At 63.8% G+C, this 18,826-nt stretch carries 22 protein-coding genes; 8 read left to right on the forward strand and 14 right to left on the reverse strand.

Annotated features, from left to right (window positions below):
• Positions 1-87 precede the first annotated feature (87 nt).
• Complete coding sequence (locus tag CH271_RS04910) at positions 88-777, forward strand: SDR family NAD(P)-dependent oxidoreductase (protein WP_094632869.1); 690 nt, start codon at positions 88-90, stop codon at positions 775-777.
• A gap of 264 nt (positions 778-1,041) precedes the next feature.
• Positions 1,042-1,236, forward strand: coding sequence for a hypothetical protein (locus CH271_RS04915; protein ID WP_252341914.1), 195 nt, complete (start codon positions 1,042-1,044; stop codon positions 1,234-1,236).
• Between the two features lie 81 nt (positions 1,237-1,317).
• Here the strand turns inward: CH271_RS04915 and CH271_RS04920 are convergent, their stop codons facing one another.
• From CH271_RS04920 to CH271_RS04950, 7 genes are all read right to left on the reverse strand, one after another.
• Positions 1,318-1,722, reverse strand: coding sequence for a nuclear transport factor 2 family protein (locus CH271_RS04920; protein ID WP_094632870.1), 405 nt, complete (start codon positions 1,720-1,722; stop codon positions 1,318-1,320).
• A gap of 90 nt (positions 1,723-1,812) precedes the next feature.
• The gene (locus CH271_RS04925) at positions 1,813-2,238 is read right to left on the reverse strand and encodes a nuclear transport factor 2 family protein (protein ID WP_094633162.1); all 426 of its coding nucleotides are present in this window, start codon (positions 2,236-2,238) and stop codon (positions 1,813-1,815) included.
• Between the two features lie 142 nt (positions 2,239-2,380).
• Complete coding sequence (locus CH271_RS04930; RefSeq protein WP_094632871.1) at positions 2,381-3,352, reverse strand: fumarylacetoacetate hydrolase family protein; 972 nt, start codon at positions 3,350-3,352, stop codon at positions 2,381-2,383.
• The gene (locus tag CH271_RS04935) at positions 3,349-3,774 is read right to left on the reverse strand and encodes a hypothetical protein (protein WP_143546008.1); all 426 of its coding nucleotides are present in this window, start codon (positions 3,772-3,774) and stop codon (positions 3,349-3,351) included. Before CH271_RS04935 ends, CH271_RS04930 begins: the two co-directional genes overlap by 4 nt.
• Positions 3,775-3,856: 82 nt before the next feature.
• Complete coding sequence (locus CH271_RS04940) at positions 3,857-5,023, reverse strand: cytochrome P450 (RefSeq protein ID WP_252341913.1); 1,167 nt, start codon at positions 5,021-5,023, stop codon at positions 3,857-3,859.
• Between the two features lie 154 nt (positions 5,024-5,177).
• Positions 5,178-5,777 carry a TetR/AcrR family transcriptional regulator gene (locus tag CH271_RS04945; RefSeq protein WP_094632873.1) on the reverse strand — a complete coding sequence of 200 codons (600 nt, stop codon included), beginning with the start codon at positions 5,775-5,777 and terminating at the stop codon, positions 5,178-5,180.
• A 106-nt stretch (positions 5,778-5,883) separates the two neighbouring features.
• Positions 5,884-7,182, reverse strand: coding sequence for an esterase/lipase family protein (locus CH271_RS04950; protein ID WP_170945758.1), 1,299 nt, complete (start codon positions 7,180-7,182; stop codon positions 5,884-5,886).
• A gap of 109 nt (positions 7,183-7,291) precedes the next feature.
• On the opposite strand from CH271_RS04950, the gene CH271_RS28695 reads away from it, so the two are divergent.
• The gene (locus CH271_RS28695; RefSeq protein ID WP_170945757.1) at positions 7,292-7,582 is read left to right on the forward strand and encodes a hypothetical protein; all 291 of its coding nucleotides are present in this window, start codon (positions 7,292-7,294) and stop codon (positions 7,580-7,582) included.
• Between the two features lie 5 nt (positions 7,583-7,587).
• Here CH271_RS28695 and CH271_RS04955 read toward each other — a convergent pair whose 3' ends face one another.
• On the reverse strand, positions 7,588-8,562 hold the full coding sequence (locus tag CH271_RS04955; RefSeq protein WP_094632875.1) for a phytanoyl-CoA dioxygenase family protein: 975 nt from the start codon (positions 8,560-8,562) through the stop codon (positions 7,588-7,590).
• Positions 8,553-9,365, reverse strand: coding sequence for a class I SAM-dependent methyltransferase (locus CH271_RS04960; protein WP_179274815.1), 813 nt, complete (start codon positions 9,363-9,365; stop codon positions 8,553-8,555). The genes CH271_RS04955 and CH271_RS04960 overlap by 10 nt, the downstream gene beginning before the upstream one ends.
• A 60-nt stretch (positions 9,366-9,425) precedes the next feature.
• On the opposite strand from CH271_RS04960, the gene CH271_RS04965 reads away from it, so the two are divergent.
• Positions 9,426-10,289: a class I SAM-dependent methyltransferase gene (locus CH271_RS04965; protein ID WP_179274814.1), complete on the forward strand. Its 864-nt coding sequence runs from the start codon at positions 9,426-9,428 to the stop codon at positions 10,287-10,289.
• A 58-nt stretch (positions 10,290-10,347) separates the two neighbouring features.
• Here the strand turns inward: CH271_RS04965 and CH271_RS04970 are convergent, their stop codons facing one another.
• Positions 10,348-11,262 carry an aldo/keto reductase gene (locus tag CH271_RS04970; RefSeq protein ID WP_094632877.1) on the reverse strand — a complete coding sequence of 305 codons (915 nt, stop codon included), beginning with the start codon at positions 11,260-11,262 and terminating at the stop codon, positions 10,348-10,350.
• Between the two features lie 237 nt (positions 11,263-11,499).
• Between CH271_RS04970 and cynS the strand changes: the two genes are divergently transcribed.
• A complete protein-coding gene (cynS, locus tag CH271_RS04975; RefSeq protein ID WP_094632878.1) occupies positions 11,500-11,949 on the forward strand; it encodes a cyanase in 450 nt (149 codons plus the stop codon).
• A 55-nt stretch (positions 11,950-12,004) separates the two neighbouring features.
• Here cynS and CH271_RS04980 read toward each other — a convergent pair whose 3' ends face one another.
• Together CH271_RS04980 and CH271_RS04985 are read right to left on the reverse strand one after the other, a co-directional pair.
• Entirely contained in the window at positions 12,005-12,850 is an 846-nt protein-coding gene (locus CH271_RS04980; RefSeq protein WP_143546009.1) for an SGNH/GDSL hydrolase family protein, read from the reverse strand.
• Between the two features lie 94 nt (positions 12,851-12,944).
• Positions 12,945-13,778: an SDR family oxidoreductase gene (locus CH271_RS04985; protein WP_094632880.1), complete on the reverse strand. Its 834-nt coding sequence runs from the start codon at positions 13,776-13,778 to the stop codon at positions 12,945-12,947.
• A gap of 229 nt (positions 13,779-14,007) precedes the next feature.
• Between CH271_RS04985 and CH271_RS04990 the strand changes: the two genes are divergently transcribed.
• Positions 14,008-14,601, forward strand: a complete 594-nt coding sequence (locus CH271_RS04990; protein ID WP_052047980.1) for a TetR/AcrR family transcriptional regulator — start codon at positions 14,008-14,010, stop codon at positions 14,599-14,601.
• A 60-nt stretch (positions 14,602-14,661) separates the two neighbouring features.
• On the opposite strand, the gene CH271_RS04995 is transcribed toward CH271_RS04990, so the two are convergent.
• Positions 14,662-14,901 carry a hypothetical protein gene (locus CH271_RS04995; protein ID WP_094632881.1) on the reverse strand — a complete coding sequence of 80 codons (240 nt, stop codon included), beginning with the start codon at positions 14,899-14,901 and terminating at the stop codon, positions 14,662-14,664.
• A 133-nt stretch (positions 14,902-15,034) separates the two neighbouring features.
• On the opposite strand from CH271_RS04995, the gene CH271_RS05000 reads away from it, so the two are divergent.
• Both CH271_RS05000 and CH271_RS05005 read left to right on the forward strand, forming a co-directional pair.
• Positions 15,035-15,955 (forward strand): oxygenase MpaB family protein, encoded by a 921-nt coding sequence (locus CH271_RS05000; RefSeq protein WP_179274813.1) that lies wholly within the window; start codon positions 15,035-15,037, stop codon positions 15,953-15,955.
• The gene (locus CH271_RS05005) at positions 15,952-17,769 is read left to right on the forward strand and encodes an AMP-dependent synthetase/ligase (protein WP_256986276.1); all 1,818 of its coding nucleotides are present in this window, start codon (positions 15,952-15,954) and stop codon (positions 17,767-17,769) included. Before CH271_RS05000 ends, CH271_RS05005 begins: the two co-directional genes overlap by 4 nt.
• 20 nt (positions 17,770-17,789) lie before the next feature.
• Here the strand turns inward: CH271_RS05005 and CH271_RS05010 are convergent, their stop codons facing one another.
• On the reverse strand, positions 17,790-18,638 hold the full coding sequence (locus CH271_RS05010; protein ID WP_094632883.1) for a PaaI family thioesterase: 849 nt from the start codon (positions 18,636-18,638) through the stop codon (positions 17,790-17,792).
• Positions 18,639-18,826: the final 188 nt, after the last annotated feature.

Below are 18,826 nucleotides of genomic sequence, written 5' to 3' on the forward strand. Positions count from 1 at the left end.
TCCGTTGAGAATACAGTGAATCACATTTTATGTGCCATATGTACATAGAGAATGTGGTGCTGCCACTCGATCGAAGGAGCTCACGCCATGACTAGCTACCCCGCCGACGCCACTGCGCTGATCACGGGCGGTGCCAGCGGAATCGGGGCAGCCTGCGCGACACGATTGAGGGACTCGGGGGTACGGGTAATTACTGCCGATATTTTCGGCGGTGACGAATTCCTCGATGTGTCCGACGCACGCGCGGTGGATGACCTGCGAAGCAAGATCGGACAAGTGGACATCTTGATCAACAGTGCAGGTGTCGTGGGGCCGTCGGCCCCTCTCGTCGATGTGGAACTGGACGAGTGGCGTCGGACATTCCGAATCAATGTCGACGGCACCTTCCTGATGTGCAAGGCGTTCGTTCCGGCCATGGTGGACAACGGATGGGGCCGGATCGTCAACCTCGCCAGCATCGCAGCCAAGGACGGGAACCCGCTCCAAAGCGCCTACTCCGCGTCGAAGGCCGCTGTGATCGCACTGACGAAATCCTTGGGCAAGGAGATAGCCACCACCGGCGTGCTCGCCAATGTGGTTGCGCCTGCGGCGGTATCGAGTCCGATGAACGCGGGCACCGACCCAGCGATTCTCGCGCGGTCGCAAAGCCTGACCCCTATGGCTCGCATGGGACTACCCGCGGAGATTGCCGAACTCGTTGCGTGGTTGGCATCCGAGGAACTCAGCTTCTCGACCGGCGCTGTCTTCGACATCAGCGGTGGACGTGCGTCCTACTGACGGTACGAAGGGTCTGCCGGCCAAATCCATCCTCGCTGCGAGCATGCCTGGGATCGATGTTCACGCAAAGGTTGGTCGAAAAGTAACTACCTCTCGACCACTGGGGATTCGGTAGGCAGCCTGAGCTCCGCCTGCCGTTTCTCTTCCCATTCCCGTGGCGAATCAGCTCCCCGGTTTGGCATCCCCGACGCCGATCGAAGTCAGATATCCCGAACGGAGGAGCTGATCCGCTGGGGTGGCCGACGAATGAGACATCGTGAGTTGATGAGCGATCTCGAGTACCTCGCCACTTTGCTTACTGGACTGGAGGCTGAGATTGCGCGAGTCTCTGCTGCCGAATCGGGCTCCGATGAGCAGTCGTCTGCCGTCGATGACGCGGTCGATGCGGTTTTGCGGTTGCGCTCGAAGGTCAAGGCTGGTTACCCCGGCAAAAAGGCTTATATCTCTCAGCGGCACTAGGTCTCGCCGAAAAGTAGATCACAGCAGCGCACAGATCCGGACTGCCGAACGTGAATTTCGGGGACGCGACCTGGGCCTGCGTCAGCCGGACTTGTCAGTGGGAGCGACCGGGGCAATCTCGGCGGCGAATTCCGTAGCCATAGCGCGGGAGAGTGCCTGCGCCGCCGACAGCGGACGGACCATCACGGTGAAGTCGTCGATCAGGCCATCGGAATCGAGGTGCAGGATGTCGCAACCGTGGACGGTCACGTCGTCGATGCGGGCCTCGAAGAACATGACGTGGTCGCGGCCGCCGACGTCGTCGACGGTTCGGACGTAGTGGAAGTCGCGGAACACGCGTGTGACGGCGCGCAGGATCGCCGCGGTCGTCTGCTTGCCGTGGTACGGCTTGAAGGCGACGGGGGAGCTGAAGACGACGTCGTCAGCAAGGGTGGAGGCCATGGCGTCGTGGTCGTTCGCCTCGACGGCTTTTCGGAACAGCTGCACGCGTCATCTCCTTCAGTGAGGCCAGGACCTGGACGGCCCACGATCCGGATGTTACTCGCGAACCACGTTGACGTCGCAACGCTTTCTCGGCTACGGATTCGGAACGTCCCTGAGAAACAAGGGCGTCACCGCCCTGTTGTCGAACAGCCAGCGGCCGTCTTCATCTCTGACGTAGGTGTCGGAGTAGTCGGCCACGAGCACCGGATCGAGTCGAAGGGGAGGCGCACCCTGCTCGGCGTGCAAGGTCAGCACGCTGATTCCCGTGATGGCATCGTCGTTGGCTGTCAATCGAAGTCCGGTGAACAGATGTCGCGACGTTCGTGAGCCGCGAGCCCGACGGTCGTCGTAGAAGTGCTTGATGTCCTCTCGCCCGCTGATCATCCAGCCGGCGATGTCGTATACGCCGTGTTCGGTGAAGAGGTTCTCGACCCCCACGCCGTCGTTGTGGTCTACGCGCCAAGCGAATTCGGCGACCAAGTCGTGAATGGCGGAACGATGCTCCAGAGCGATGGGCATTGCCTTCAACTTTCTGTTCGAGCGTGTTCGGGGAGCGGACTCGACGGCACCGGCCATCACCCCCGCGGGTGCGAGCCTGACCGATTCCACTGAGCTACATACTGATTCGCGCCTCGAAAGGAGCAGTACCGCGGGGTGGCACTCAGGGATTGCTCGATCTGCAGATCGAGTTGTCCAGACGACCGAGAGTATCGATTTCGATCGACACGGTTCCGCCGAACTGTGACAGATCGATCGATCTGATGGTCGGGAACCGATCCGGTCGAGTGGGCCGAGCTGCCGTGCCGAAGTGCACGATGTCTCCGGGCAGGAGTGTCATGGATTGGGACAGGTGCGCCAATACTGTCTCGATGGAGAAGGTCAAGTTCGCGGTCGAATCCTCCAGTACCAGTTCGTCGTCGAGGTATCCCCGAACACCGAGCGCATTGGGGTCGGGTACCGAGTGCGCCAAGGTGATCCATGGTCCGATGGGCGCGAATGTATCGGTACCTTTCGAGCGAGCGTGATACGTGAGGTAGAGCGACGTGTCCTGGGGGCCACGCATGGTGCGCCACGGTTCGTTCACATCGAAGCCCTCGGGCATGACGAGTTCGACGCTGTCGTCCGCTTTCAAACCAGGAGACGTGACATCGTTGATGATGGTGTACCCGAATATCGCGTCCAGCACCTTCTCTGGTGCCACGTTCTTCATCTCGGTACCGATCACTGCTGCGAGTTCGGGCTCAGGATGTACCAGTCCCCATGCAGGATCGATGCGAATGGCGCCGCGGTGCCCGGTCATGGCCGTCGACGGGCTCAGAAAGTACATCGGGGCGTTCATCTTCCGCGACGCGAGATAGTTGAACACGTCGTTGTTCAGGGCCACACCGACGATCTTCGATGGGGTGAGTATCGGTGGTCGCCAGGTGATCTCGTCGATGCTCACCACTGCCTCGTGTGTGGCGTGGCGTACTCGATCCAGGAGATGCCCTCGGCTGGTCGGGTCCAACTCGATGAGCTCGCGCATGCTCAATTTTGGTTGTCTCGCAACGAACCCGACATCGACGAGATGGCCGTCGGTGTTCTGGGACAGCACAGTATCGCGGTCGCCGATGCGACCGGTAGCGAGCTTCATGATGGGAAACCTCCGTTGGTCACGGTGAGCACAGCTGCCGTTGCGAGAACAATCATCGCGGTGCCGAACAGCAGGACGTTCAAGTCGAGGCCGTACCTACGTCGACCGATCGGTATCGCCAACTGCGGGTAGCCGTTCGGATCCGCGAGTCGGCCGTCGTAGAGCGGCATCGCGAGGGCGGAGACGAAGAATCCCAAGAGGACGACGAATGTGAGGGACATGGCCGTCACAAGGCGTAGTTCGATGGATCCGAGCGGTACCCAGACCAGCACCAGCGCAACAACTCCCACCCCGATGTGAGTGAATACCTGCCACACCACATGAAATCGGGCATGGCCGCCCCACAGGGGGTTGGTGGCGTGGGTGCTGTTGAGGTCGGCCGCTGCGGCTACGGCGGCGTACGCGAGAATGCTGATGGTCACAAGCGATTGGATCGCAAACAGCATGGCTCACCTCCAGAAATAGTAATCGAGCGATCGATGCGGTATCCGGGCGCGTGGGCTCTCACTTCTCACCGCTCAGCGGCACCAGTCGAAGCGGAAGTTCCTCCCAGCGGTAGATGACGTTGTTGGACGCTCTCTTGCCAGGTCCGCGACGTTCGATGGACTCGACGTGGTCGAGCAACGCCTCGAGGATCGAACTGGTCTCCAACCGGCCGAGACCTTGTCCGGCGCAGGAATGTACGCCGTAGCCGAAGCCCACGTGACCTACCAGATCCCTCGTGATGTCGAATGCGTCGGCGTCGTCCCAGACTCGGTCGTCGCGGTTGGCAGAGGCGAAGAGCATGAGAAGTCGTGAGCCGGCGGCCAGATTCGTGCCCGCGACGACCGTGTCGTTGTTCACGCGACGCTGGAACGCTCTCAGAGGAGACGCGAGTCGGACGACCTCGTTGATTGCCTTGGGCATGAGCGATCGGTCGTTGCGCAGTGCGTTCCACTGATCAGGATTGTCGGCGAACAACTGCAGTGCGGCGGCAATGATGCTCGCTGTCGTGTCGATCGACGGTGCCAACAGGTCGATCAGCAGGGACGCGCACTCGGACTTGGAAAGAGTGCCGTCGTCTACCGCTGCCAGGAGTTCCTCTCCGGCACTATCGGGTGCGAAATCCCGACGGCGAACGACTTTTCCGACGAACATGCGCATAGCGATGACACGGGGCAGCGACTTGAAAAAGAGGCGGTTCGTGGGTCCGGCGAAGTCGAATCCCGCAATGCCCCAGTCCAACAGCTTCGCGCGCCCGTACTCGGGCCACCCGATCAAGTTGGGAACGACCGTCAGCGGCAGGGCGAGAGCCAGGTCCGCCACGCCGTCGATATCGCCACGGGACACGGCGGTCTGCACAAGCCCCTGTGCCAGGTCGGCGACTTCGGCCCGCAAGGGCCGCAAAGCTTTCGGAGTCAGTCGGCTGGTTACGAGCTTTCGGCGAGCAGCGTGCACATCGGCGTCGCTGACGAGAGCGGTCTTGCTTCCGAAGAAGCGCGCCAACTTGTTGAGTGCGATCGCATCTCCGGACCGGAACGTCGAATCGTCGGCCAGGACGTCATGAACCTCGGAATACCTGGAGACGGCGTACATGTCATGTTTCGAAAGCCACACGACCGGCCCGAGTTGCCGCAGTGCGCGGTAGTGGGTATAGGGATCGGCGATGGCATGCGCCGAGTACAGATCCACGTCGTAAGTCGGAACCGAATTCGACGACGATGAACGGTATCGCTCACGGCGAGTGGCTGGGTCCGCGTCAGCATGCTCGGTTCGAGGGCAAGTGGGGTGTTCGTACATAGCTACTTCCTGGTTCCTTCCCTCGCTGTGAATGTGCGGTTTCACGTCACGCGCCACCGACGGCACCGATGATCGCGACCAGCGTGTCGATCAGAGCGTCGCGACTGACTCCGGTGTCTTCCGTCAGCCACCACGAGAGGGTGCCGGTGAGCATCGCGAACTCTGCCCGAACGGTGACTCGTTGGTCAGGATCGACCGTGCTCGTGGTCGATGTTCGAGCGGCGACGAGTTCGAGTCGTCGCTGTTCCAGCAGGGCGTCGAACGGGTCGGCACCCGCGAGTAGCGAGGATGCGCGCATCGCGCCGACGAACAGATCGCGGTTCTGCTCGGCACACGACACGATGGCGTCGACGGCTCGACGATCTGTGGCCGACAACGACGAATCATCCTGTCTGACTTCCCATAGCGCTCGCGCAAGCTCTTCCACTGCCTGGCCGACGACGGCTGCTACCAGAGCGTCTCTGTCGTCGAAATGAAGGTAGAAAGTTCCGTTGGCAACACCCGCGTCTCGTGCGACGGAGGCTGTCTTGACACCGTCCAAGCCTCCCTGAGCCAATGCGCGACCACCCGCTTGAATGAGGCGGGCGTGAGTATCCCGCCGCATGCGTGCATGTGCGGACCCCTCTTTGGAAGACGTTTCTCTCATTCGCTGAGACTACTCTCAGTGAATTGCGTACGTCAACGCTCTATCCGCCAAGAAAGTGGACTTCTCGGGAGGCTTCGGACATCCGACGCCGATCGGAGGCCGGAATTCAGAGCCGAGGGGCCGATTCGATGACGAAGCCGAGATCCGAGGCATCAGTTGTGTCGTCACCGACCAATGCGCGTCGCATCCAGCAGTACACCCTCTCGTCGTTGAGCAAGGTGAAGTGATGTGCGCTGTTGATCGCCAAACCGTCGTCCGGACGAAGTCCTATGTCGCGGAGCTTGTTTCGACCACCGGCGCTGTCGGTGCGGACCAGGCCGTCGCCGACGAAGGTCCCGACCGGATGTCGAGGGTTTCCGGTGACGACCGCGGAGGCGTGATGATGCCGAACCCCTTCCGGGACCGTGATGTCCGCGGCCGTTCCGACGTCGAATCCGTCGGCGTAGCTGGCATGTCCCTCTGTTTCGGTGATCGATCCATGGACCAGGTCGCGGATTCCGGCGCTTCGACGCGCCAACAGGTGTGCGAACGGCCGGGTTTCGGGCGCGAGTGCCAGCGCCGCCACAGCGACATGGACGCCGTGCGCGAGCGGTGCACCCAGATGCGGTGTCCCGAGTGTGAATACGTCCGTCAACAGGTCCACCCACCGTCGGCCGCTCTCGGCCGCGTGATGAGCGGCGCTGCGTGAGACCAAGCCGCCCATGGAGTGCCCGACCAACGTGATCCGGTGAACCCTGACGGGCCAGGCCGTCACGAGCTGTTCCACTAGGTCCGACAGGTCGGCACCGTTCGTCCCGATTCGACGTCCGGTGTTGTAGCGCAGGAAGATCGAGGTGGTGTCGGCTTCGGAGTCCAGCCGTTCCCCGTAGGTGGGCCGCCCGCCGAGTCCCCATGCCGATTCTGTCTCGACGAGCCCGTGCAGGAACAACACGAGGTGGGCTCCCGCGTCGGGGAACGCCGCGGCGAGGGCGCGGTACTTCGGAAGTACCGGGCGACCGTCGACGCGAATCGACATCGGGTAGGCGAGCACTCGGGCGGTCTTTTCCATGTCGTCGCCGATGAGACCGTGTAGGACCGCGATGGTCTGTGCCCCGAGGGCAGTGTGCGACGGCGACGGCCGGGGATCGTCCTCGATCGCGGCGTCGCCTCCGGTCAGCGCGCCGACGGCCTTGGCTGCGCCGGTGCAGGCGGCCGCGATGCTCGCATAGGTGCCGGCGGCGATAGCGTCGTGCATCAGCTGTGTCGGCAGGACGGCCGGTCCGACGCCGAGTTTCACGGCAGCGAATGTGCGTCGCGCGATTGCCGAGTGAACTGCGCGAACACCACCCGCGGCCGACGCCAATTCTCGAAAGGCGAGCTCGCCGAGTTCGCCCCACTCCTGCGTGCGCTGAGTTCTCGTCCCCACCGTTTTTAGTGTACGTATGTTCACTCGAATGGGTCGTCGGTTTTCTAGGACACCACCCGGCCGCCGTGCCACTATTGTCCGGTATTTCCCCTCGAACAGGAGAGAGCCGATGACGGTTGGACGACTTCCGCTGAAAGTGGCAACGATCGCGGCATTGACGGTTGCAGGGCTGTTCGTCGTGCCGGGGGTAGCGTCGGCCGCTCCTGCCTTCGATCCGAACAACGACGGTGCGGTCACCGTCGGTGAAGTGCTCGATGCACCGCTGTTGCCAGCGTCCCTGTCTCCGGGGCTCGACAGCAACGGTGACGGTGCACTCAGTATCGGCGAAGCGTTCGAGGGCAGAATCCCCACCAACCCCAAGCGGTGTCTGATGGTGGACGATGGGTTCATCTGCCCGTGACCGGTTCAGTCTCGGTGACCCACCACCGGGTTCAGTTCCGAGGCCGCGAGGCCACCGGGCTCCACGCCTGGTAAGAATTCGCGCCAGGTGCCGCTGATCAGCGTCGGCGACTCCACTACACGAGCCCCGTCGGCGAAGTAGGTGGTGGCCAGCGCTCGGCGCGGCTGCGTCGTCCGATTCGGCCCCGCAGTGTGGAAGCACAGCGCGGAATGGAACGACACGTCTCCTACCGAGAACGGCTCGGACTCCACGGCAACGCCGCACTCGACGAAGCGATGGGCGACGGCCTCGTCGTACGAGGTGCCGACCTTGTCGAACTCCAGGTCGGCAACCTCGTTCAGCACCTCTCGGCCGCGGGCGAACGACAGCGGACCCATTCGGCCGGGGATCGCCGACATCGGCATCCACGCAGTGACCGCCTGCGTGGTTTGGAGCGGGAAATGCTCGGCGTCGTGGTGCCACGGTGTGCGTCCGCAACCGGGCTCCTTCGACAGCGCGTTGTCGTGATAGAGCCGAACGGCAGGTTCGTCGAGCAATGCCGCGGCCAGGCCGCCGATCCGAGGCGACAGTGCCACGGCGCGCATCAGGTCGTCGTGCAACCACATCTGCTCCAACGCGGTGAATCGGCCTGCGACGTCGTCGCCGTGCTCGGCGCGCAGTAGCTCCTCGAGGCGTTCGGCGAGGCGTCGTATCACTGCGGGAGACAACACCGCGGGCAGCCGCACGAAGGCTTCTCGAGCGAAGGACTCGACTGCGGCCGGGTCGAGGGCGTACGGCTCGGCAAGCTCACGCTCGATCTGCTCGTCGGAAGCCGCCTCGATGTCGGGCAGGCCCGGCCCGTCGACCAACTCGGTGGGTGCCTGATCGTTTGCAGCCAGCGTGACGTACCAATCCCACCAGTCCTGATCGTTTCCGGCCCAGTCCTGGTCGATTCCGCCATCGCGGTTCTGCTCGGGAAGTCGTTCGTTCGTCAGATCCACAGCAGGGCTGCCTCGTGGGAGAAGGTGTAGGAACCCGACTCGTCGCGACAGGAGGCGAGGTAGTCGCCCAGCACCGGTGCAGCCTCCATCTCCTCCAGCGACACGGAGTCGTCGAAGGCACAGCGCTGCAGAAAGCCTTCGGCGACAAGGCGATCGGATGTCGAGGTGGTGTAGGTGACGCGCTGGTCGCGCACGTCCGCACCGGCTCGTATCAGCGCGTCGCGCACCTGCTCGGCCGTTGTGTACGGCGTCGCTTCACGGACGCCTGCGCGGAAGGCGTCGTAGAACGCGATGTAGTGGGACGCTTCGGTGGCTTGCGCGACGAGGCCGAGACCGCCGGGGGCCAGCGCGGCCACGAACCGCTCGGCGGCGGCGTTCAGCTCGGCCGGAGGAAGTGCGTAGAGCGCGTGGGTGGCCCATACGACGTCGTAGCCGGTGTGGTCGGCGGGCAGGTCCTGCAGCGTCATCACCAGGTCGTGTCGAGCCACGAACGGCGCACCGAGCGCCCCACGCGCCTCGGCGACAGAGAACGCAGACGGGTCGAGCAGGTCGTAGGCCACCTCGGGCACCGCGGACAGATCGGTGTATCGGCGCAACGCGGTCGGGAACTTGCCGCTGCCGCAGGCCACGTCGAGCAGCGACCAGCCGTCGTGAGCGTGGGCGGCGAGCAGTGCGGGCCAGTCGGCGGCCAGTGCCAGCTGGTGATAGTCCTCGGTGGCCAGGGCGTAGAACGCCTCCATGCCAGTGCGACCGGCTTCGCTCCAATGCTCGAGACTGCGTTCGGCTGTATCTCCGCTGCTCATGCCACTCCTTCTGGAAGCCGACCGCACAGCACCGGGTGGGTGCGTCATGATGGACTCACTGTGACGTCCAACATAGCTCCGAATCTGCCGACCGACATCGCGGCCGTGCTACTGGACGGTGTGCGAGCGGCGCGGCGTGGTACTCCGGCCTTGGCAGGCCTCGAGCCAGAGTCCTACGCACGCGAGCATGCCGCCTTCGAGCGCCTCTCCGACCAGCGTGGCCTGATCGCCGAGCACTTCGCCGACCGGCTGGCAGCGATGGGGGACGGACCGGTCTCGGTGCTGTCGGTGGGTTGCGGTGACGGCTCGCTGGACGCCCGGCTCGCCGCGGGGCTGATACAGGGCGTACCCGGCCGGCCGGTGCGGTACGTCGGCGTCGACCCCTGGGTCGGAAGCGCGGAGCGCTTCTCCGCCACGATGTCCGCGCTCGAGGCGGACGAGCTGAGCTTCGACTCGTACGTCGCGTCGTTCGGCGACTCCGCGGTGGCCGAAACCTTCGATGTCGTGATGTTCGTGCACTCGATGTATTACGTGCCAGATTTGGGCGCGACGCTGCGTGCCGCGCTCCGCTTGTTGCGACCCGGCGGCAAGCTCTGGGTGGCCATCGCGCCGACGGCTGCGCTCAACGCGTTGGTCGGCGTTCTCGCCCCGCCGCTGCAGGACCACCGACAGTGGTTCAGTGCCGACGTCGAGGGTGCCTTCGTCGACGCCGGGATCTTTCTCGACGATGTGGTCGCTCTGGACGCGCAGATCGACCTCTCTTCCGCGAGCGACGAGGTGCTCGACTTCTCCGTACAGGCCCGGCTGACGCCAGATTTGCGCGGGCCGGTACGGGCCTACCTGGATGCGGTTTCGGTGCCCGGTTCCGACGGCAGGCCTCGGGTGCCACATCCGGTCGACGTGTTCGCCGCGACGCGTCGATGAGAGGGCCCGCCAGATCGACTCGAGCATGCCCGGCAACACAGCCTGGTGGAATCGGCGGTCACGTCCACGGCAGGCGGGAGCGGTTGTTCCAGTAGCGCTCTGGATTCTCTGCGCTGTTCAGGTCGGCCGCCACGATCAGCTCGCGGTCGACGGAGAGTGCCGCAACATTCTGCTCGAGTTGCGTAGCGGTGGCCGCGCCGGACAGCACCACATCGGCCCACGGTTGCGCGAGTGCGATCGCCAGCGCGAGTGCATCGCGGCCGATCCCGGCCGAATCCGCGACCCCGCCGAGTGCTGAATCTTCGGCCACGAGTCGGCCATTGGCCATTGCTTCTTTGACGACGACGAACCAGCCGGCGTCGTGTGCGCGTGCCAGTGCGGGACCGGCAGACGGCTCGAGTGGGTTCCACGTCGACTGCACCGAGCTGAAGACCCCTGTCTCGAGCGCTGCGTGAACGACGTCGGCTTGGTGTGGCCCGCTCGTGCTGATGCCGATTCGGGTACCGCTGTCTGCCACGGCCCGTAGGTCGTCGAGCAGTGCACCGTCGCTCAGGGCCGGGCTGTCCGGGGTGACGCTGTGGATCAAGTAATGGTCGGGCGCACCGCCGAGTTCGTGGAGGGTCTGCGGCCACTGCTCTGCCAAACGGGCAACCGAGTGTTCCTTCACCTCATGAATCTCGGCTCCCTGCTGGAAATCGGCGACGTAGGCGTATCCCCACTTGGAGCCGATCACGAGGTCAGCTCGCCGATTCGGCTGTCGAGACAACCAGCTGCCGAGGAACCGTTCGGCCAAACCGTAGGATCGCGCGACGTCGAAGTGTCGAACTCCGCGGTCCCATGCGGCGTCCAGTACCGCGTGGCACAGCTGCTCGAGGGCGACCGGATCGAAACGTCCCTCTATCGAAGCCGAGTGCCCCACCGTCAGGTACTCGGGGCGTCCGAGTGCGGCAAGGCCGAGACCGAGTTGCGTCATGTCGTCAGTACTTTCGTTGTGTCCGAGCGGTGAAGGTGCACAAGATCCACGGATGTGGATACCAGCATGCATGTCGACCGGAGTCTCGATGCGGCTCGACACACATCGGGCAGCGCCCGCGATATCGAGACCACATGTTGCGAGCCAGAAGTTCTCGGCTGAGACTGGGACGTCGGGCAGCCAGGCGCGTGGTCTCGAGAGGCCGAGCGTGCAGAACGACTACGTAGGAGAGAGCTCGTGACCGGTTTCGAAGACAAGCCTTTGATCAAGGAGATTCGACTTGCACGCGCACGTGCCGGATTCAGTTGGGCCGGCTTGGCCGAGGCCATCGACATGCCGGTGGCATGGACGGTGTCGGCACTGTACGGCCAGCATCCGCTGAGCGTCGCTCAGGCCGATGTGCTCGCAGAGAAGTTGAACATGCCCGAAGGCTCGTTGTTCGAGCTGACCCTGGCCCCCTATCGTGGGTCGCTCGGCATCTCCTCGGACCCCACGGTCTACCGATTCCACGAGGCGCTGGAGGTGTACGGCCCGGCGCTCAAAGAACTGATCGCCGAGGAGTTCGGCGACGGCATCATGAGTGCCATCAACTTCACGATGAACGTCGAACGCCGCCCGCACGAGGACGGAGATCGTGTCGTGGTGACGTTCGACGGGAAGTTCCTCGACTATCGATGGACCGAGTAGAACTGGCGTGTCTCGGAACTCGGCCGTCTGACGTTCGGCCCGTCTTTTCTGATTCCTAGCTCGATCCGTTCCCGGTCCCGTCGCTGCGTCGGAGAAGTTCCAACACCAGATCTGCTGCAGCGCGCATACCCTCTGCTGTCGGATGGAACGACCCGGCGAGAAGTCCGTTGGGTCGGAAGCCGTGAACCCAGGGTTGTGCGGTACCGATACCGTGGCCGGACTCGAAGGACGACGCGGACACGATCTCTGCCCCGGTCTTCGCTCCGGCGGCGAGGTAGATGTCGGACAACGTCGCCGAGACGTTGCGGGCGAACGCAATCTCCTCGGCGGTGAGAGGAACGGTGTCGCTGGGAACAGTGGTGTCGTCGACGATCGGGACGTAGTCGACCATCACAACCCGCGCGTGTGGTGCACGCCGCCGTACCTCGTCGATGATCCTGACGACGGAGTCAGTGGTGTCCGATACGAGACCGTCGGTGATGTCTTTCTTGGACAGCGCCTTTCGGAACAACCATCCCGCCGGACGGCCGTACCAGCGGTGCGCTACCCGGTTCGCCGCAGCGCACCCGAGCAGTGCGCCGAGATAGCCCAGATCGTTTCCACCGACGGTGATCGTCACGAGATCGGTGGAGGTTCGGACTGCGTCGATCTGTGGCGCGAACCGCGTCGTCGAGACTCGTTGCTTCTTCTCGAGGATCGTGGCAGTGGTGGCACCCGACACCGTTGCATCCGTGAGCGCGGCACCCAGGTCCTCTGCGACGAGGTGTGCGTAGTTTCTCCCGGACCGCATCGCCTTGTCGTCGACTACGGGTTCGATTCCGGGTCCGGCAGCGAACGAGCTGCCCAATGCGACCATGACGGAGTACGTGCGGGTGCCCGGCATCCGAGGGGATGTATCCACCACTCCACTGTGGCCGATGCCACGGCCTGCGTCCAGCCGCTTCGAGCACACGCTCTTGATCACCGAAGCTGAATTACCAACGGGTCAATGGATGTCACGCAGTGGGATCGACGAAGATGTCGAGAGAGATGGGTTCCTCCCCGCCGTAGGGGCCGAGATCGGTGATCCCGGATTCGGCGAGGACGTCGACGTCGATCAGGGTTCGACCGTTGATCTCTCCCTGTTTGCGATCGAGCACGGCGACCGCGGCGTCGGCCATGATCCGAGGGGATCGCGAATGAGCCACTCCGGCTTTGCCTCCGAGGAGGTTCTCCACTGCAGCCGTGGCGATCGTGCTCTGCGGCCACAGGCAGTTGCTCGAAATCGGAAGGTGTGCAAATTCTGCAGCGAACCCGAGTGTCGCGAGCGTCATGCCGTATTTCGCGAGCATGTAGCCCGGATGTTCGCCGAGCCACTTCTGCGACATGTTCAGCGGCGGCGACAGCGTGAGAATGTGCGGGTTCGGTGACTCGACGAGGTGAGGGAGGCACGCCTGGGTCAACGCGAACGTGCCACGGACGTTCACTTGCTGCATGAGATCGAACCGCTTGAGCGGAAGCTCCTGCGTAGGAGCGAGATTGAGCACGCTGGCGTTGTTGACGACGATATCGATTCCGCCGAATCGGTCCACTGCCGTCGAAGCGGCCTTGGCGATGTCCTCGTCCTTGCGCACGTCGCCGACCACGGCAACTGCGTCGCCGCCGGCGGCGATGATGTCGGCGACCGCAGTGTGGACGGTGCCGGGAAGGCGGGGATCGGGGGTGTCCGTCTTGGCGAGGAGTACGACGTTTCCGCCGCGTTCGGCGATGGCGATGGCGATTGCCAACCCGATCCCACGACTACCTCCCGACATCACTGCGGTTCGTCCTTCGAAGCTTCGTTCGGTCATCGGTGACTGCTTTCGTTCGAGTACTGGCGGGCCGTGAAGAGGAGCGGTCGTCTGCCGGCGACTGCGGAGAGTGCCGTGCGTGCCTTTGGATTGAACATCGATTTCACCACACAGTCAAGACTGACTGCTTTTGCCTCGATGGTCCAGACACGCTCGCGCACGGCAGTATTGCGACACGTTCGCGAGTGGTGCGTTTGCTGTGGGCGCACTCAGCGGCAACACTCGACGTATGCAATCACGCAGCCTCGTCACGCAGAACCGCATTCTGAATGCCGCAGTGCAGGCCCTGGTCGAGTTCGGCTATGCGGGCGCGTCGACGGTGAAGATTCAGGAACTGGCGGACGTGAGCCGAGGCCGCATGCTGCACCAATATCCGTCGCGGGACGAGCTGTTGGTCGCGGCCGTTCAGCATCTGGCGTCGGCTCGTGTCGATGACGCCGGCGCGCAGGTCGATTGGCCCGCCGCACCCGGCGCACGGATCTGTGCCGTGGTGGATGCGATGTGGTCGACGTACCAGCAGGACTATTTCTGGGCGGCGACCGAACTGTGGATCGGGGCTCGGCACAACGACGGACTCCGCCGTGCGCTGGTCCCGGTCGAACGCGCGTTGAACAAGCGAGTCCGCACCGCGACCGATGCGATGTTCGGAGTGCCCTTCATCGACGCACCGGCATACCCGGTGGTGCGTGAACTGCTCAACACCAGCATGCGCGGTGTGGCGCTGACGTACGCGTTCGACCGACGGAGGCCGAGCAGCGAGCCGGATCTGGCATTGTGGAAGGACTTGGCGCTGGACCGGCTGCTCGGACCGGATTGCCGCTGATGGTCGGTCTGTTCGTCTTCCTCGACGATCGAGACCTCGCGACGGAAATCTGAGCCCCTGTCATTCGCCGATGCGGCGTGAGCGCAGGGGAGGTCGCGTCGAGTAGTTCAGGAGGCGTTCACGGAGCGCCGGTTCGAGGTGTTCCGTGCTCGGGTTTCTCAGCCGCTCGGCAAGCCGACGTCGATATTCGACCATGTGAAGCCCGAACTCCACGAACACATCTGCCGCCGACGCGCCTCCGTACGGCTCCCATGCCACCGCAAATGCCATCAATGGGTCGACCGAGTCGAGGGGTGTCATCGTTCGCTCCTGGTTAGTTCGATCCGTCCGATCGTCGATTACATATTGACACGAAGGCGTTCCTAGTTGCATGGTGAACTGAGAACGGTGCCGTTCCTGATTGGTGCCGATGACGGAATGCGGAGGAACGGTCATGGCGTCGAGCGCAGCACTGATGTCTCGGAAATGGGTGACGGGTCGGGCGGTCGGCCGCCGGATCGAGGAACTCGACCCGGTCGTCGGCAATGAGGAAGCCACTCATCTGAGCCTCGAAGTGCGTTATGGGGACGCCGTTTTCGCTCACGCCGCATACACCGTGGCCTTTGCCCGTCAGGTGGCGATTCCGTCCATTGCGCGAATTCTGTACCGGACCGGAACCGGCGACATGATGCATGACGTACGCAGACGCAACGACGACACGTTGCTCTTCTTCGGAGAGATGCTCCATCACGGGCATTCGAGCGAATACGGCCGATCGGTCATCGACCGGATGGAGCAGATCCACTCGCGATTCGGAATCACCGACGACGACAAGCTGTACACACTGGGATCGCTGGCTTTCGAGCCGGATCGCATCGTCGAACACCTCGGGTTGAACGTCTTCACTGACAACGAGCGTGAAGCGCGCTTCCACTTCTGGCGCCAGGTCGGCGAATACATGGGACTCGACGTTCCGCAGACGCGGGAGGGGTTCTTGCGCTGGACCTTCGACTACGAGGCCGGCTACGAGCACACCGACGGGGCCCGCAAGATCGTCGATCAACTGTTCCTCGATTGGCAGGAGCGGTGGTTCCCCGGTCACACGAAGCGCTTCGCAGACGGCATTCTGCTGTCGGTGTTCACCGAGGACCTGCGTGCACTCCATCGGCTGCCCGACCCGTCGGCCGGCTACCGGCGGGTGGTGCCGCCGGCAATCGGTGCCTACCTGGCATTTCAGGGCGTTCGCCCGCATCGGCCCCACCGATCCTGGTCCGATCACTTCGGAACGCGGCATCCCAAACCCCTGGACATACCGACGCTCGGCCACCGCAAGCCCGTCGCGCGCGCGATCCGTCCGGCAGGAGAAGGCCGTTGAACAGCACAGGGATCGGTTCGCCGCTGACGGTATGCGAGGCGTTTCAGCGGACCAGGAAGATCGATCCCGGTGCCGTCGCATTCCGTACCCCGGGTGACGCGGTCACGGTGACGTGGGCCGAGTACGACTCTCGGGTGCGGGCATTGGCCTCCGGTTTGCATGCTCTCGGTGTTCGCCGCGGCGACGTCGTTGCCCTGATGATGCGCAATCGTCCCGATTTTGCGCTCGTGGACACTGCCGCAATGCATGTGGGTGCTACGACACTGTCGGTGTACAACACGTCCTCCGCAGCGCAGGTAGCGTACGTTCTCGGTCATTCCGGTGCCCGAATCATGCTGTGCGAGAGCGGAATGGTCTCCACTGTCGTGGCCAGCGGAGCCGAGCTCGATCACCTCGTGTCGATGGATGGCCCCGTCGAGGGTGCGGACCTGACCTTCGCGGAACTGGAAACGATGCAGTCCACTACCCTCGATTTCGAAAGTAGCTGGGAAGCAACGAAACCGGACGACATCGTCACGCTCGTCTACACCTCGGGCACCACCGGCGATCCCAAGGCCGTCGAGATCTCGCACGCGAACGTCCTTGCTGCGGCCTTCGGCCTGAATGCGGTGATCCCCATCGAATTCGGCGATCGAATCACCTCGGTCATGCCTGCCGCGCACATAGCGGACCGGGTCTCGAGTCTGTACTGGATGGCGATCCTCGGCATGCAAGTGACCTACGTCGAGGACGCCAAGGCCATTCTCCCCGCGTTGATCGACACGCGGCCCACGGTGTGGTTCGCGGTTCCCCGGGTGTGGGAGAAATTTCGGGCAGCGCTCGAAGCGAAGGTCAATTCCATGACCGACGACTCCGCTCGGGAAACCACCCGTCGAGCAATCGAACTGGGGCGCCGGCGTTCACGCGCCCGGCTCGGCGGACCCGACTTGTCCGCCGAGGACGCCGCCGAGTGGCGGACGTTGGACGCTCGGGTGTTGTCGCAGCTGCGCGCCGCCATCGGCCTGGATCAGGCGCGTGCGTCGATCTGTGGCTCGGCACCCATTTCACCCGCGACGCTCGAGTTCTTCCTTGCCATCGGGATCACCGTCGTCGAGGTGTGGGGCATGACGGAGACCACCGGAATCGGAACGATGAACCCGCCGGACGCTATTCGGCTCGGTTCGGTCGGAAGGGTGTTCCCCGGAAACGAGATCTCGGTGGCCGAGGACGGAGAGCTGCTCGTTCGAGGGCCGGTCTGTTTCGGTCGTTACCGGTATGCGCCGGAACTGACCGTGGCGGCCATCGACGGTGACGGATGGGTGCGCACCGGGGACATCGCGACCATCGATTCGGACGGGTACGTGCGCATCGTCGATCGCAAGAAGGAAATTCTGATCAACGCTGCCGGTAAGAACATGTCGCCGGCGAACATCGAGAACGCAGTGAAGGCCGCGTGTCCGCTGATCGCCACCGTCGCCGTCATCGGCGATGCGAGACCGTTCAACGTGGCACTGGTGACGTTGGACCCGGACGCAGCCGCGGCACTTGCCGCCAGGCTGGGAATCGGCGATATACCGAGCGAAGCTCTGGCACAGGACGAACGGATCGCGGCGGTGGTGGCCGAGGGGATCGCAGCGGCGAACGAGAACCTCTCGCGGGTGGAGCAGATCAAACGTCACCGCATACTGGTTGGGGTCTGGGACGCCGGTGGTGACGAGCTGACCCCGACGCTCAAGCTGCGGCGCAAGCCGATCTCCGAGAAATACGCAACCGAGATCGAGGAGCTGTACTCCTCGGGCACCGTGCACACCCTGGACAGTCTGGGCGGGCGCTGACAGCCGGCTTCCGAACAGGGTCAGGTCAGCAGGATCGTGCCGTGGGATCGTACGAGGGTCTTACCGTCCGCGGTGCGCAGCTCCGAATCGAGTAGGCAGAATCGGCGACCCCGTCGCACCAGGGTGGTCTCGATGATCAACTCGCCCATGGACAGCGCGGGGGAGCGGATGAGATCGACGCCGATGTCGGCGAGATAGAAGCCCTGTCCTCGTTCGGCAAGTGGCCGGGCGGCCACTTCGGTGGCAGTAGCCATGAGGCCGACGAGAACACCGCCCTGCACCGAACCGAAGGGATTGAGCATCCAGGACTTCGGCTCGACGCTCGCCGTGGTTGTCCCTGCCGGCCTGTCGACGACCGTCAGGCCATAGACATCGGCCGGGCCGCCGCTGTCGGTGGTCGATGTCGGACCGAGAGGTAGATCGGCGGGGGACAGGGCCGGTATGCCGTCGATCATCGACCGCTCCACCTTCGCGGCGCGGGCGGTCGCGGTTGCCAGCACCACCCCGTCGCCGGTCCGAACCTCTGCGCGGCCGAGCGCTGTGCCCGTCGTGTCGTCTACGTGGACTGGCCAACCGTCGGCGACCAGTTCCGCGGAGTGGGACGCCGCGCCGGTCAGCGCGATCGACATGCTGGCGACCACGGCAATCGGTTGTGTCTCGCTTGCGCAATACCCTGCGGACCCGACTGTGCAATCCAAGAGCACACCGAACATCGGGAGTCCGAATCGGCCCACGTCGTCGGCGAGGGAAGGAATCGTGTTCTGCGCGAACGACACCGAACCGTGGTCCGATCGCACGTAGCGCACGCCCATGGCGGCGGCCGCCGCATCGCGACTCAGTAGCGCCGATGTTGCCGAATCTTGCATCATGACTTGTCCCCTCGTAGACGTTCTCCTGGGACTGTAGCTCAAATTTACGTACCGTTATATTTCTCGCCCACCACTCGTTCTCGCTGGGGTGCGACCGGTCGAGTGTTGTCAGGGGCGGTCGCCTCGGCTAAGTTCCATGTGACTCAGGACATAGCCGCGCAAACATCAGGGCATCAGAATTGAATATA

This window comes from Rhodococcus sp. 05-340-2 (assembly GCF_002258915.1).
Classification (GTDB): Bacteria; Actinomycetota; Actinomycetes; order Mycobacteriales; family Mycobacteriaceae; genus Rhodococcoides.

What these genes read in the sequence shown, in the direction of transcription:
- CH271_RS04910 (WP_094632869.1), top strand. Translation starts at nt 88, where the DNA reads ATGACTAGCTACCCCGCCGACGCCACTGCGCTGATCACGGGCGGTGCC.
- CH271_RS04915 (WP_252341914.1), top strand. Translation starts at nt 1,042, where the DNA reads ATGAGCGATCTCGAGTACCTCGCCACTTTGCTTACTGGACTGGAGGCT.
- CH271_RS04925 (WP_094633162.1), bottom strand. Translation starts at nt 2,238, where the DNA reads ATGCCCATCGCTCTGGAGCATCGTTCCGCCATTCACGACTTGGTCGCC.
- CH271_RS04930 (WP_094632871.1), bottom strand. Translation starts at nt 3,352, where the DNA reads ATGAAGCTCGCTACCGGTCGCATCGGCGACCGCGATACTGTGCTGTCC.
- CH271_RS04945 (WP_094632873.1), bottom strand. Translation starts at nt 5,777, where the DNA reads ATGAGAGAAACGTCTTCCAAAGAGGGGTCCGCACATGCACGCATGCGG.
- CH271_RS28695 (WP_170945757.1), top strand. Translation starts at nt 7,292, where the DNA reads ATGACGGTTGGACGACTTCCGCTGAAAGTGGCAACGATCGCGGCATTG.
- CH271_RS04960 (WP_179274815.1), bottom strand. Translation starts at nt 9,365, where the DNA reads ATGAGCAGCGGAGATACAGCCGAACGCAGTCTCGAGCATTGGAGCGAA.
- CH271_RS04970 (WP_094632877.1), bottom strand. Translation starts at nt 11,262, where the DNA reads ATGACGCAACTCGGTCTCGGCCTTGCCGCACTCGGACGCCCCGAGTAC.
- CH271_RS04985 (WP_094632880.1), bottom strand. Translation starts at nt 13,778, where the DNA reads ATGACCGAACGAAGCTTCGAAGGACGAACCGCAGTGATGTCGGGAGGT.
- CH271_RS04990 (WP_052047980.1), top strand. Translation starts at nt 14,008, where the DNA reads ATGCAATCACGCAGCCTCGTCACGCAGAACCGCATTCTGAATGCCGCA.
- CH271_RS04995 (WP_094632881.1), bottom strand. Translation starts at nt 14,901, where the DNA reads ATGACACCCCTCGACTCGGTCGACCCATTGATGGCATTTGCGGTGGCA.
- CH271_RS05000 (WP_179274813.1), top strand. Translation starts at nt 15,035, where the DNA reads ATGGCGTCGAGCGCAGCACTGATGTCTCGGAAATGGGTGACGGGTCGG.
- CH271_RS05010 (WP_094632883.1), bottom strand. Translation starts at nt 18,638, where the DNA reads ATGATGCAAGATTCGGCAACATCGGCGCTACTGAGTCGCGATGCGGCG.